Below are 13,538 nucleotides of genomic sequence, written 5' to 3' on the forward strand. Positions count from 1 at the left end.
CCCGGCTCAGCCGCGCGCGGCGGCGATCTTGATCAGCTTGGCGTAGTAGAAACCGTCGTGTCCGCCTTGCTGGGCCAGCAACTGGCGACCGTGGGGCTGCTTGAGGCCGAAGTCCCCGGCGATATCCAGTTCACGGGCACCGGAGGTGCGGGCGAGAAACGCCTCGATCACTTCGGTGTTCTCGGTCGGCAGGGTCGAGCAGGTGGCGTAGAGCAGGATGCCGCCGACTTCCAGGGTCGTCCACATCGCGTCCAGCAGCTCGCCTTGCAAGGCGGCCAGGGCGGCGATGTCGTCGGGTTGGCGGGTCAGCTTGATGTCCGGATGGCGGCGGATCACGCCGGTGGCCGAGCACGGGGCATCCAGCAGGATGCGCTGGAACGGCTTGCCGTCCCACCAGGTGGCGACATCACGGCCGTCGGCGGCGATCAGTTCGGCGTCCAGGCCGAGGCGCGCGAGGTTCTCGCGTACCCGCACCAGGCGCTTGGCCTCCAGGTCCACGGCGACCACGCCGGCCAGTTGTGGCTGGACTTCGAGGATATGGCAGGTCTTGCCGCCGGGGGCGCAGCAGGCGTCGAGCACCCGTTGGCCGGGGGCCAGGTCCAGCAGGTCGGCGGCCAGTTGCGCGGCTTCGTCCTGGACGCTGATCCAGCCTTCATTGAAGCCGGGCAGGTTGCGTACGTCACAGGCCTCTTCCAGCACGATGCCGTCCGGGCTGTAGACGCACGCGTGGGCGATGACCCCGGTGTCGCCCAGCAGCTTGAGGTAGGCATCGCGCGAGTGATGGCGGCGATTGACCCGCAGGATCATCGGCGGATGGGCGTTGTTCGCCGCGCAGATGGCTTCCCACTGTTCGGGCCAGAAGGCCTTGAGGGATTTTTGCAGCCAACGCGGGTGGGCGGTACGGACCACCGGGTCATGTTCCAGCTCGGCCAGCAGCGCCTCGCCTTCCCGCTGGGCGCGGCGCAGCACGGCATTGATCAAGGCCTTGGCCCAGGGCTTTTTCAGTTTTTCGGCGCAACCGACGGTTTCGCCGATAGCGGCGTGGGCCGGAACGCGGGTGTAGAGCAGTTGATAGAGGCCTACCAGCAGCAGGGCTTCGACGTCGGCGTCGGCGGCCTTGAAGGGTTTTTGCAGCAGCTTGGCCGCCAGCGCCGAGAGGCGTGGCTGCCAGCGCGCGGTGCCGAACGCCAGGTCCTGGGTCAGGCCGCGATCACGGGCCTCGACCTTGTCCAGTTGCAGCGGCAACGAGCTGTTGAGCGAGGCCTTGCCGTTGAGGACGGCGGTGAGTGCCTTGGCGGCGGCCAGACGCGGGTTCATTGGCCGAGCACCGTACCGAGGGCGAACTTCTCGCGGCGGCTGTTGAACAGGTCGCTGAAGTTCAGCGCCTTGCCGCCGGGCAGTTGCAGGCGGGTCAGGCACAGGGCACCGGTGCCGGTGGCGACGATCAGGCCGTCCTTGCTGGCGGCGAGGATTTCACCCGGCGCGCCCTGGCCTTCGGCGACGCTGGCGGCGAGGACTTTCAGGGCTTCGCCACTGAGGGTGCTGTGGCTGATCGGCCAGGGGTTGAAGGCGCGGATCAGTCGCTCCAGCTCCACCGCCGGACGATTCCAGTCGATGCGCGCCTCGTCCTTGTTCAGCTTGTGGGCGTAGGTGGCAAGGCTGTCGTCCTGGACTTCGCCGTCCAGGCTACCGGCGGCGAGACCGGCGATGGCCTGGAGCACGGCGGGCGGGCCGAGTTCGGCCAGGCGGTCGTGCAAGGTGCCGCCGGTGTCTTCGGCGCTGATCGGGGTAACGCTCTTGAGCAGCATCGGCCCGGTGTCGAGCCCGGCTTCCATGCGCATCACGGTTACGCCGCTTTCGCTATCGCCGGCTTCCACGGCGCGCTGGATCGGCGCGGCACCGCGCCAGCGCGGCAACAGCGAGGCGTGGCTGTTGATGCAGCCCAGGCGCGGGATATCCAGCACCACCTGCGGCAGGATCAGGCCGTAGGCGACCACCACCAGCAGGTCCGGCTTGAGCGCTGCCAGTTCGGCCTGGGCTTCGGCATTGCGCAGGGTCGGCGGTTGCAGGACGACAATGCCGTGCTCCAGGGCGAGTTGCTTGACCGGGCTTGGCATCAGCTTTTGCCCACGGCCCGCCGGACGATCCGGCTGGGTGTAGACCGCAACGATCTCGTAAGGGCTGTCGAGCAGGGCCTTGAGGTGTTCGGCGGCGAATTCGGGGGTGCCGGCGAAGACGATGCGCAGTGGCTCAGACATAAAAAGGGCTCGCTTGGATACTGTAGGAGCGAGCTTGCTCGCGAGGGTGGCCGGGGCAGCGCGGGGTATCAGGTACCCCGCGTTATCGTTGACGTCCATCGCGAGCGAGCTCGCTCCTACAGGAGATACAGGAAGGGGCGGATCAGGCGTTCTGGCGATGGAGCTTTTCCAGTTTCTTCTTGATCCGGTCGCGCTTGAGCGTAGACAGGTAATCGACGAACAGCTTGCCGTTCAGGTGATCGCACTCATGCTGGATGCACACCGCCAGCAGGCCCTCGGCCTCCAGCTCGAACGGCTTGCCGTCGCGGTCCAGGGCCTTGACCCGCAGTTGGGTCGGGCGATCGACGTTCTCATAGAAACCCGGCACCGACAGGCAGCCTTCCTGGTACTGGTCGACGTCGGTGGTCAGGGTTTCGAACTCGGGGTTGATGAACACCCGGGGTTCGCTACGATCTTCACTCAGGTCCATGACCACGATGCGCTGGTGCACATTGACCTGGGTCGCCGCCAGGCCGATGCCCGGGGCTTCATACATTGTTTCAAACATGTCATCGATCAGCTGCCGCACCTGGTCGTCCACCACGGCCACGGGTTTGGCGATGGTGCGCAGGCGCGGGTCTGGAAATTCGAGGATGTTTAAAATGGCCATAGGCGTATTTGCTGCACTTGTGAGGTAAAGTCAGAGACGGTTGCCGAAATGTCCCGGTGGGATCGGCTACCGTTGTAAAACGTTCTCCTTGGGAGCGAGCCGCGGGGGCTCTGGCGTTTCACGCGAAGGCACATAATAAAGGGATTCACTGCATGAGGAAAACACTACTCGCCCTGTTGCTGGCTGTTACCGGCGTCGTGCAGGCGCAAGTGCAACTCAAGGACGGTTATCCACAGCGCTATACGGTGGTGCGCGGTGACACACTTTGGGACATTTCCGGCAAGTTTCTCAGTGAGCCGTGGAAGTGGCCGGAAATCTGGCACGCGAATCCCCAGGTGGCGAATCCGGACCTGATCTACCCCGGCGATACGCTGACGCTGCAATTCGTCGACGGTCAGCCACGATTGGTCGTGGATCGCGGTGTGTCGCGGGGGACCGTGAAACTGTCGCCGCAGGTGCGCCGCTCGCCGGTGGCCGAGGCGATTCCGAGCATTCCGCTGGAAAAGATCAATGCGTTCCTGTTGAGCAACCGCATTGTCGACAGCCCCAATGACTTCCAGAAAGCCCCGTATATCCTGGCCGGCAACAATGAGCGGGTGCTCAGCGGCATGGGCGACCGGATCTACGCTCGTGGCGTGTTCGACCCGGCGCACTCGGTGTATGGCCTGTTCCGCCAGGGCAAGGTCTATACCGACGCGCAGACCAAGGAGTTCCTGGGGATCAACGCCGACGACGTCGGCACCGGCGAGCTGGTGGCGACCGAAGGCGATATCGGCACCCTGAACCTGCGCCGCACCACCCAGGAAGTTCGCCTGGGGGACCGCCTGTTCGTCAGCGAAGAGCGCCCGGTCAATTCGACGTTCATGCCCAGCGCGCCGCAAGCGCAGATCCGCGGCACGATCATAGATGTGCCACGGGGTGTTACACAGATCGGCGTCATGGACGTGGTCACGATCGATAAAGGTCGACGCGATGGCCTGGTCGAAGGCAACGTTCTAGCGGTGATGAAGACCGGCGAGACCGTGCACGACCAGGTCACCGGGCAGCGGGTGAAGGTCCCCGACGAGCGTTCGGGCCTGCTGATGGTGTTCCGCACCTACGAAAAGCTCAGCTATGGTTTAGTACTCACTGCCACGCGGTCCCTGACAGTCATGGACAAGGTGCGCAACCCGTAGCGCCGGACGATAACGCAGGGCCGATTCCGTTAGCAGGCTAAACAGGTTACCCACAGAGTTATCCACAGCTTGTTCCAGCTGTTCCAGGACCGCCACAGATCAAGGATGATCCGATGTCGTTGTCCAACTGTACCTCCCTGTCCCCGGCGGAGCTGGAAGCCCGCCTGCGTCTGCATCGTCTGCCGGAACTCGGTCCGCGGCGCTTTCGAACCCTGATTCAAGCCTTCGGTTCGGCCTCGGCGGCCCTCGGTGCACCGGCCGCTGCCTGGCGCGCGCTGGGGTTGCCGGCGGCCTGTGCCGAGGCGCGCCGCAGTCCTGAAGTGCGGGACGCTGCCAGCGCTGGATTGCGCTGGCTAGAGCGCCCGGCTTGTCATCTGGTGATGTGGGACCAGGCCGATTACCCCGCCCTTCTCGCCGAACTGGACGACGCCCCGCCGCTACTGTTCGTGGCCGGCGATCCTGCCATTCTGGAACAACCGCAGTTGGCGTTGGTTGGCAGTCGGCGTGCTTCCAAGCCGGGCATGGATACGGCGGCGGCCTTTTCCCGGAGCCTGGCCGGTGCCGGTTTTGTCATCACCAGCGGGCTGGCGCTGGGGATCGACGGGGCGGCCCATCAGGCGGCCCTGGACGTCGGCGGGCGAACGATCGGCGTACTCGGCACCGGTCTGGAAAATCTTTATCCACAGCGTCATCGTCGTCTGGCGGAAGCGATGATTGCCCAGGGCAGCGCCGTGGTTTCCGAGTTGCCACTGGAGGCGCCGCCCCATCCGAGCAACTTCCCCCGGCGCAATCGGATTATCAGCGGCTTGTCCCTGGGTGTGCTGGTGGTGGAGGCCAGTGTCGCCAGCGGCTCGCTGATCACCGCGCGGCTGGCGGCGGAACAGGGGCGCGAGGTGTATGCGATTCCCGGCTCGATCCATCACCCTGGCGCCAAGGGCTGTCATCAGTTGATCCGCGACGGTGCGGTACTGGTGGAAACCGTCGAACATATCCTCGAACCCCTGCGCGGTTGGCAGCGAGTGACCGCCAGCGCGATTCCCGCCGTGCCCGAGCATCCGCTGCTAGGCTTGCTGCATGCCGCACCGCAAAGCAGTGAGGCCCTGGCCAACGCCTGTGGCTGGGCATTACCGCGAGTCTTGGCGGCGCTGACCGAACTGGAGCTTGAAGGCCGGGTTGCCAATGAAAACGGACGCTGGTTAGCTCGCGCGAGGTAGGTTTACCTGAGTAAACTGCGAGCAGCTTTGAATCCGGAGAACGAGTAATGGTCAAGAGTTGGCGTGTGCAAGAAGCCGCACGAGAAATTCGCGCAGGAGCGGTGATTGCCTATCCAACCGAGGCGGTCTGGGGTTTGGGTTGCGATCCCTGGAACGAAGAGGCGGTGGACCGCTTGCTGGCGATCAAGAATCGTTCGGTGGACAAGGGTTTGATCCTGATCGCCGACAATATCCGCCAGTTCGATTTTCTCTTCGAGGATTTCCCGGAAGACTGGATCGACCGCATGGCCAGTACCTGGCCGGGGCCCAATACCTGGCTGGTGCCGCATCAGGACTTGCTGCCGGAGTGGGTCACCGGTGTGCATGACACCGTGGCCCTGCGGGTCAGCGATCATCCGTTGGTACGGGATCTGTGTTCGTTGGTGGGGCCGCTGATTTCCACTTCGGCCAATCCCCAGGGGCGGCCGGCGGCGCGCACGCGGATTCGCGTGGAGCAGTATTTCCGGGGGCAGATCGACCTGGTGCTGGGCGGTAACCTGGGCGGGCGCAAGAACCCGAGCCTGATCCGCGACCTGGCGACCGGCAAGGTGGTGCGTCCGGCGTAAGTTCGGCCCGACAAGCACAGCTCCCACAAGGGGACCGCGTTATCGTTCATCGCCAGCAAGCTGGCTCCTACAGGGACGGTGTCGATCACAAAAAGGTGCCACGACACAAATACTGTAGGAGCCAGCTTGCTGGCGAACCGCTGCGTCAGCAGCGGCCATCCACCCCGATCAAGGCAAAAGCACCGTCGACCCGGTAGTCCGCCGTGCCGCCAGTTCGGTGTGGGCCTTGGCCGCTTCCGCCAGGCTGTACCGCGCGCCGATCTCGATCTTCAGCTTGCCGCTGGTGATCATCCCGAACAGATCCTTCGCCATGATCTGCAGGTTTTCCGCGTTGTTGGCGTAGGTCGCCAGTGTCGGCCGGGTCACATACAGCGAGCCCTTGGCCGCCAGAATCCCCAGGTTGACCCCATCCACCGCGCCCGAGGCATTGCCGAAGCTGACCATCAGCCCACGGGGCGACAGGCTGTCCAGCGAAGTCAGCCAGGTGTCCTTGCCCACGCCGTCATACACCACCGGCACTTTCTTGCCATCGGTCAGTTCCAGCACCCGCTTGGCCACATCTTCATGGCTGTAGTCGATGGTTTCCCAGGCGCCGAGGGACTTGGCCAACGCCGCCTTTTCCGGCGAACTGACGGTACCGATCAGCTTCACGCCCAGGGCCTTGGCCCACTGGCAGGCAAGCAAGCCGACACCGCCGGCCGCCGCATGGAACAGCACGGTTTCACCGCCCTTCAACTCATAGGTCTGGCGCAACAGGTACTGCACCGTCAGGCCCTTGAGCATCACCGCGGCGGCCTGTTCGAAGCTGATGCTGTCCGGCAGATGGACCAGGTTGGCTTCCGGCAGCACATGCACTTCGCTGTAGGCGCCCAGTGGACCGCTGCCATAGGCCACGCGATCACCGACCTTGAACTGGCTGACCTCGCTGCCGACCGCCTCGACCACGCCCGCCCCCTCGGCCCCCAGGCCCGACGGCATGGCTGGTGGTGCATACAGCCCGCTACGCAGATAGGTGTCGATAAAGTTCAGGCCGATGGCGTGGTTGCGTACCCGCACCTGCTGCGGGCCCGGCTCGGCGGGGGTGTAGTCGACATACTCAAGGACTTCCGGGCCGCCATGGGCGCGAAACAGGATACGTTTGGCCATCTTTCTCTCCTTGGACATTTCACAAAGGGGCGCCATGCAGCGCGATGCAAGGGCCCTATCGGACTCCTTCGCTTGACCTTCGTCAACTGCGATGAGTACAAACGCGGTGCTATGCTACGCGCCTCTTTGCTACCGGCCGTCCGATGTGCCGAGTAGCTTTGCCCGATCAAGGTGAAGCCATGACTACCCGCACCGAGGCCGTGAAAGCCTATCTGCTCGACCTGCAAGACCGTATCTGTGCCGCCCTGGAGGCCGAAGACGGTGGCGCGCGTTTCGTTGAAGACGCCTGGACCCGCCCCGCTGGTGGTGGCGGTCGGACCCGGGTGATCGGCAACGGCCAGGTCATCGAGAAAGGCGGCGTGAACTTCTCCCACGTCTTCGGCAACGGCCTGCCGCCGTCGGCCAGTGCCCATCGGCCGGAACTGGCCGGGCGTGGTTTTGAGGCCCTGGGCGTGTCCCTGGTGATTCACCCGCATAACCCCCACGTGCCGACGTCCCACGCCAATGTGCGGTTTTTCATCGCCGAGAAGGAAGGCGAGGAACCGGTCTGGTGGTTCGGCGGTGGTTTCGACCTGACGCCCTACTACGGCAATGAAGAAGACTGCGTGCACTGGCACCGGGTGGCCGAGCGCGCCTGTGCGCCGTTTGGCGCCGATGTCTACCCACGTTACAAGGCCTGGTGCGACAGCTATTTCCACATCAAGCACCGCAACGAGCCGCGCGGTATCGGCGGCCTGTTCTTCGATGACCTGAACGAGTGGGACTTCGACACCAGCTTTGCCTTCATGCGGGCGATCGGCGATGCCTATATCGAGGCTTACCTGCCGATTGTGCAGCGGCGCAAGGCCCAGGCCTGGACCGAACAGCAGCGCGAGTTCCAGGAGTTTCGTCGTGGTCGTTACGTGGAGTTCAACCTGGTGTACGACCGTGGGACCCTGTTCGGCCTGCAATCGGGCGGTCGCACCGAGTCGATCCTGATGTCGTTGCCGCCGCAAGTGCGCTGGGGCTACGACTGGAAGGCCGAGCCGGGCAGTGAAGAGGCGCGGTTGACCGAATACTTCCTGCAGGACCGCGACTGGCTGGCGGAGGGGGCTGTCTGATGGATCGTTATGCCGTCTTCGGCAATCCCATCGGCCATAGCAAGTCGCCGTTGATTCACCGTCTGTTCGCCGAGCAGACGGCCCAGCAGTTGGTTTACAGCACCCTGCTGGCGCCCCTTGACGATTTTTCCGGCTGTGCCCGGGCGTTTTTCCAAGCAGGGCGCGGGGCCAATGTGACGGTGCCGTTCAAGGAGGAGGCCTATCGCCTGGCCAACAGCCTGACGGCCCGGGCGCAGCGGGCCGGGGCGGTGAATACCCTGAGCAAGCTGGCTGATGGCAGTTTGTTGGGCGATAACACCGACGGCGCCGGGCTGGTGCGCGATCTGACGGTGAATGCCGGATTCAGCCTGAAGGGCAAGCGTATCCTGCTGCTGGGTGCCGGTGGTGCGGTACGTGGGGCGCTGGAACCGTTGCTGGCGGAGCAGCCGGCTTCGGTGATCATCGCCAATCGGACCGTGGAGAAGGCCGAGTTGCTGGCCGAGCTGTTCGCCGACCTGGGGCCGGTGTCCGCCAGTGGGTTTGACTGGCTGCGGGAGCCGGTGGACCTGATCATCAACGCCACTTCAGCGAGCCTGTCGGGGGATGTGCCGCCGATTGCGCCGAGCCTGATCGAGCCGGGCAAGACCTTCTGCTACGACATGATGTACAGCAAGGAGCCGACGGCGTTCTGTCGCTGGGCGAGCGAGAATGGCGCGGCGGTGTCGATGGATGGCCTGGGCATGTTGGCTGAGCAGGCGGCGGAAGCTTTCCTGCTGTGGCGCGGCGTGCGCCCTGATACCGCGCCGGTGCTGGCGGAATTGCGGCGGTTGCTGGCTTTGTAGGAGGCCCTTGAGTCTTGTGTCGTTTGTCAGGGCCTCTTCGCGGGCAAGCCCTGCTCCTACAAATTGGTGGCGTGCACCCGCTCTCTGAACGACGACATACTGTAGGAGCAGGGCTTGCCCGCGAAGCTTTTGGCGATCTTGAGGGCCCATTCGCTGCGATGCGGCGTCCCGACAAGCCAGGCTCCTACAAGGGACCGCGATGACCACAAGATCGCGTCGGGCGCTCAATCCTCAAACAGGATCGGGCACTTATCCACACCCTCCAGCTTGACCAACTCCTCCACCACCGGCGCCCGCGCCCGTCTCAGGGTCAGGCTACGGCCTTCGCGTATCAACCGCCGGGCTTCCTGATGCAGCATCTCAACCCCCGAGTAGTCGATAAAGTTGATCTGCTGCGCCTCGATCACCACCTTCACCCCGTGCAACCGTTGCAACTGCACTTGCAGGTAATGGCTGGCACCGAAAAAGATCGACCCCCCCACCCGCAACACATCCTCGTCGCCATCGCGCCAATGCTGCACCCGTGGCTGCGAGGTGCGCTTGAGGTAGAAAAACAGCGAGGCCAGCACCCCGGCGTAAATTGCCGTCTGCAACTCCAGCAGCAAGGTCGCCACGCAGGTCAGGGCCATCACCGCGAACTCGGCGTGACTGACCCGGAACAGTGCCCGAATCCCCCGCCGGTCCACTAATCCCCAACTGATCAGCAGGATACTGCCGGCCATCGCCGGGATCGGGATGTGTGCAATGAGCGCCGAGCCGGTCACGGCGAACAGCGCCACCCAGAGCGCGGAAAACACCCCGGCCAGCGGTGAGCAGGCCCCGGCCTCGTAACTCAGCGCGGCGCGGGTGAACGAGCCAGCCGACAGGTAGCCGGAAAACAGGCTGCCGATCATGTTCGACAGGCCCTGGGCGCGGACCTCCTGGTTGGCATCGAGCAATTGTTGCGAACGTGCGGACAACGAGCGGGCAATCGACAGGCTGGTCACCAGCCCGAGCATGCCCACCGCGACGGCACTGGGCAGCAGGCGCAGGATGGTCTCCAGGTCCAGCGGCAAGGCGCTGAACGGCGGCAACCGGCCGATAAAACCCTTGACCAGTTGCACATGCCCGAACAGGCCCGGGCACAGCCAGACCAGCGTGCTGGCCAGGACCAGGGTGATCAGCAGGGTCGGCCAGCGTGGCAGCAGGGATTTGAGGGTAAAGCCGAGGATCAGGGTGCCCAGCCCCAGCAGCAGCGAGGGTTTGTCCAGTTCGCCGAGGTGCTGGCTCAGTTGCAGCAGGCTGTTCAGGGCGGTGGCCTGGTTGGGGATATCGAGCCCCAGCAGGTTCGGCAGTTGCCCGAGGGCGATGACCACGGCGGCGCCCAGGGTGAAACCCAGCACCACCGAATGCGAGACGAAGTTCACCAGGGCGCCGAAGCGCAGCATGCCCAGCAGCCACTGGAAGATCCCGGCGATGCAGGTCAGCAACAGGATCAGTGTCACGTAGTCCTGGCTGCCGGGTACCGCGAGGGGGCTGACACTGGCGAACAGGACAATCGAAATGGCGGCCGTGGGCCCGCAGATCAGGTGCCAGGACGAGCCCCAGAGACAGGCGATCAGTACCGGGACGATGGCCGCGTAGAGGCCGTATTCAGGTGGCAGGCCGGCGATCAGCGCGTAGGCGACCGATTGCGGCAGGGCCAGGATGGCGCCGCTCAGGCCGACGATCAGGTCACGGCTGACGCTGGCGCGGGTTTGCCGGGGCAACCAGCTGAGAAATGGCAGGAGTTTGTGGCGGTTGGTCCAGCCCATGGGTCTCTCGGTCGGGTGAGGCGGTGTCAGGGTGAGGGGTATATCTGAGATTTTCGCGGTGAAACACCGACCTGCAGGAGCCGGCTTGCTGGCGATGGACCAGACAGTCGATGCAAGGCTTACGGGCCTCTTCGCTGGCAAGCCAGGCTCCTACAGATTTTGTGCCGTGCACAATGCCTGTGCTCGCCGCCTAACTGTAGGAGCAGAGCTTGCTCGCGAAGAGGCCCTTGAACGTTGCACAGCCCTCAAGGCCGCCATCGCCAGCAAGCCGGCTCCTACACGTCGGGTTGTGTGTTGGCCGTTAGAGCTTGGCCTTCACCGCCGACAACCCATCCTGGCCATCCACGGTCTTGACCCCGTCCAGCCACTTGTCCAGCACCGCCGGATTGGCCTTGATCCAGGCCTTGGCCGCGTCGGCATTGGTCAGCTTCTTGTTCACCACTTCGGCCATGATGCTGTTTTCCATGTCCTGGGTGAAGCTCAGGTTGCTCAGCAACTTGCCGACGTTCGGGCAGGCCTGTGCATAACCCTTGCGGGTCACGGTATAGACGCTACCGGTATCACCGAAGTATTTCTCGCCGCCCTTGAGATAGTGCATCTTCATCTGCACGTTCATCGGGTGCGGGGTCCAGCCGAGGAACACCACGAACTTCTGCTTCTTCACCGAACGGGCCACTTCAGCCAGCATCGCCTGCTCGCTGGACTCCACCAGTTTCCACTGGCCGAGGTCGAACTCGTTCTTCTTGATGATCTCCCCCAGCGAGATATTGGCCGGCGCGCCGGAGCCGATGCCATAGAGCTTCTTGTCGAACTTGTCGGCGAACTTGTTCAGGTCGGCAAAGTTATGCACACCCGCGTCCCAGACATAATCCGGGACCGCCAGGGTGAATTCGGTGCCGTCGAGGTTCTTCGCCAGTTGCGTGACATCGCCGTTGGCCACGAACTTGTCGTAGAAACCCTGCTGCGCCGGCATCCAGTTGCCGAGGAACGCATCCACCTGGCCGTCCTTGAGACCGCCATAGGTGATCGGCACCGCCAGGGTGTCGACCTTGGCCTTGTAGCCCAGGCCATCCAGCAGCAGGCTGGTGATGGCGTTGGTCGCGGCAATATCGCTCCAGCCCGGATCGGCCATTTTCACCGTGTCGCAGCTCTGCTCGGCATAGGCACTCAGGCTGCTCATGGCCAGGAGGCCTACCGTCAGTGCTGTGGATAACTTCTTCATCGCCTTCCCCTTACGTTCGTTATTGATTTTGGCAGGGTTGTGGATAACGCGCTTTGCGTTCCAGATCGTCGAGGTCGATATGGTTGCGCATGTATTGCTGACTGGCGTCCACCAGTGGCTGGTGATCCCAGCTCTTCAGCTTTCCTTGGGTCAGCGCGCTGGCGACGAAACGCCGGCGCCGCTGACTGGCGAGCACCTGTTGGTGGATCGCCGGGATGTTCCATTTCGCCCGGGCTTCGGCCAGGAAGTCGTTGAAGAGTGCTTGGTACGGCGCTGACTGGCTGAGTTCTTCCTCCTCGCGTGGGTCATTGTGGATATCGAAGAGCAGACAGGGGTCGTCTTCGCTGTAGATGAATTTGTAGGCGCCGCGACGAATCATCATCAGCGGGCTGATGGTGCCTTCGGCCATGTATTCGCCGAACACTTCGTCGTGGCCGCCCTCGCCTTTCAGGTGCGGGACCAGCGAGCGCCCGTCCAGCGGCAGCTCGGCCTGCAGCGTGCCGCCGGCGAGTTCCACCAGGGTCGGCAGCAGGTCGGCGGTGGAGACCGCGGCGCTGACGCGTCCGGCGGCGAACTGACCCGGGGCGCTGATCAGCAGCGGCACCCGCGCGGACATTTCGAACCAGTGCATTTTGTACCAGAGGCCACGCTCGCCGAGCATGTCGCCGTGGTCGCCGGAGAACACGATCACCGTGTCTTCGGCCAGCCCGGTTTCCTCCAGGGTTTGCAGGAGTTTGCCGACGTTGCTGTCGATATAGCTGCATGCGCCGAAGTAGGCACGACGGGCATCGCGGATCTTATCCACAGGCAGCGGCTTGTCCCACAGGTCGTAGACCTTGAGCAGACGCTGGGAATGCGGATCGAGGCTGTCCTGGGCCGGGGTCTGCGGCAACGGGATATCTTCGTCGCGATACAGGTCCCAGAAGGCCTTGGGAATGGTGTAGGGATCGTGGGGGTGGGTCATGGACACGGTCAGGCAGAACGGCTGGTTGCCGTCTTCGCGCACATGGTCGAACAGGTATTGCTGCGCCTTGAAGACCACCTCTTCATCGAAGTCCAGCTGGTTGGTGCGCACGCAAGGGCCGGCCTGCAGCACCGAGGACATGTTGTGGTACCAGGTCGGCCGCACGTCGGGCTCGTCCCAGTTCACCGCCCAGCCATAGTCCGCCGGGTAGATATCGCTGGTCAGGCGCTCTTCGTAGCCATGCAACTGGTCCGGCCCGCAGAAGTGCATCTTGCCCGACAGCGCGGTGCGATAGCCCAGGCGCCGCAGATAGTGGGCATAGGTCGGTACGTCGGCGGGGAAATCGGCGGCGTTGTCGTAGGCACCGATCTTGCTCGGCAACTGGCCACTGACCAGGGTAAAACGTGAAGGCGCGCAGAGCGGGCTGTTGCAGTAGGCGGCATCGAAGACCACGCCTTCGGCGGCCAGGCGGCTCAGGTTCGGAAGTTTGATGGGCGATGCACCGTAGAGCGGCAACAGGGGCGCGGCCATTTGATCGGCCATGATGAAGAGAATGTTCTTGCGCTTCATGTAATCGCGGCATTCCATAGT

At 63.9% G+C, this 13,538-nt stretch carries 12 protein-coding genes; 5 read left to right on the forward strand and 7 right to left on the reverse strand.

The window, feature by feature from the left end:
* Positions 1–6: 6 nt before the first annotated feature.
* The 3 genes from rsmB to def all read right to left on the reverse strand — a co-directional run bounded on the left by rsmB (position 7) and on the right by def (position 2,907).
* On the reverse strand, positions 7–1,317 hold the full coding sequence (rsmB, locus tag M5C71_RS21240; protein ID WP_248768662.1) for a 16S rRNA (cytosine(967)-C(5))-methyltransferase RsmB: 1,311 nt from the start codon (positions 1,315–1,317) through the stop codon (positions 7–9).
* On the reverse strand, positions 1,314–2,258 hold the full coding sequence (gene fmt, locus M5C71_RS21245) for a methionyl-tRNA formyltransferase (RefSeq protein WP_248768663.1): 945 nt from the start codon (positions 2,256–2,258) through the stop codon (positions 1,314–1,316). Before fmt ends, rsmB begins: the two co-directional genes overlap by 4 nt.
* Before the next feature lie 142 nt (positions 2,259–2,400).
* The gene (def, locus tag M5C71_RS21250; protein WP_103497196.1) at positions 2,401–2,907 is read right to left on the reverse strand and encodes a peptide deformylase; all 507 of its coding nucleotides are present in this window, start codon (positions 2,905–2,907) and stop codon (positions 2,401–2,403) included.
* 152 nt (positions 2,908–3,059) lie between these two features.
* Here def and M5C71_RS21255 point away from each other — a divergent pair, with 152 nt between their 5' ends.
* The 3 genes from M5C71_RS21255 (at position 3,060) to M5C71_RS21265 (ending at position 5,901) form a co-directional block, all read left to right on the forward strand.
* Positions 3,060–4,082: a LysM peptidoglycan-binding domain-containing protein gene (locus tag M5C71_RS21255; protein ID WP_103497197.1), complete on the forward strand. Its 1,023-nt coding sequence runs from the start codon at positions 3,060–3,062 to the stop codon at positions 4,080–4,082.
* Positions 4,083–4,195: 113 nt separating this feature from the next.
* Positions 4,196–5,296, forward strand: coding sequence for a DNA-processing protein DprA (gene dprA, locus M5C71_RS21260; RefSeq protein WP_248768664.1), 1,101 nt, complete (start codon positions 4,196–4,198; stop codon positions 5,294–5,296).
* A 47-nt stretch (positions 5,297–5,343) separates the two neighbouring features.
* Positions 5,344–5,901 carry an L-threonylcarbamoyladenylate synthase gene (locus M5C71_RS21265; RefSeq protein ID WP_103497199.1) on the forward strand — a complete coding sequence of 186 codons (558 nt, stop codon included), beginning with the start codon at positions 5,344–5,346 and terminating at the stop codon, positions 5,899–5,901.
* A 168-nt stretch (positions 5,902–6,069) separates the two neighbouring features.
* Here the strand turns inward: M5C71_RS21265 and M5C71_RS21270 are convergent, their stop codons facing one another.
* Complete coding sequence (locus M5C71_RS21270; protein WP_152736558.1) at positions 6,070–7,047, reverse strand: quinone oxidoreductase; 978 nt, start codon at positions 7,045–7,047, stop codon at positions 6,070–6,072.
* 179 nt (positions 7,048–7,226) lie between these two features.
* On the opposite strand from M5C71_RS21270, the gene hemF reads away from it, so the two are divergent.
* A complete protein-coding gene (gene hemF, locus M5C71_RS21275) occupies positions 7,227–8,147 on the forward strand; it encodes an oxygen-dependent coproporphyrinogen oxidase (protein ID WP_103497201.1) in 921 nt (306 codons plus the stop codon).
* Entirely contained in the window at positions 8,147–8,968 is an 822-nt protein-coding gene (gene aroE, locus M5C71_RS21280; protein ID WP_103497202.1) for a shikimate dehydrogenase, read from the forward strand. Before hemF ends, aroE begins: the two co-directional genes overlap by 1 nt.
* Before the next feature lie 224 nt (positions 8,969–9,192).
* Here aroE and M5C71_RS21285 read toward each other — a convergent pair whose 3' ends face one another.
* From M5C71_RS21285 to betC, 3 genes are all read right to left on the reverse strand, one after another.
* Complete coding sequence (locus M5C71_RS21285) at positions 9,193–10,761, reverse strand: SulP family inorganic anion transporter (protein ID WP_103496227.1); 1,569 nt, start codon at positions 10,759–10,761, stop codon at positions 9,193–9,195.
* Positions 10,762–11,062: 301 nt separating this feature from the next.
* On the reverse strand, positions 11,063–11,983 hold the full coding sequence (choX, locus tag M5C71_RS21290) for a choline ABC transporter substrate-binding protein (protein WP_103496228.1): 921 nt from the start codon (positions 11,981–11,983) through the stop codon (positions 11,063–11,065).
* Positions 11,984–12,002: 19 nt separating this feature from the next.
* Positions 12,003–13,517, reverse strand: a complete 1,515-nt coding sequence (gene betC, locus M5C71_RS21295) for a choline-sulfatase (protein WP_248768665.1) — start codon at positions 13,515–13,517, stop codon at positions 12,003–12,005.
* Positions 13,518–13,538: the final 21 nt, after the last annotated feature.

The organism is Pseudomonas sp. MWU12-2345 (assembly GCF_023242385.1).
GTDB classification, from domain to species: domain Bacteria; phylum Pseudomonadota; class Gammaproteobacteria; order Pseudomonadales; family Pseudomonadaceae; genus Aquipseudomonas; species Aquipseudomonas gingeri_D.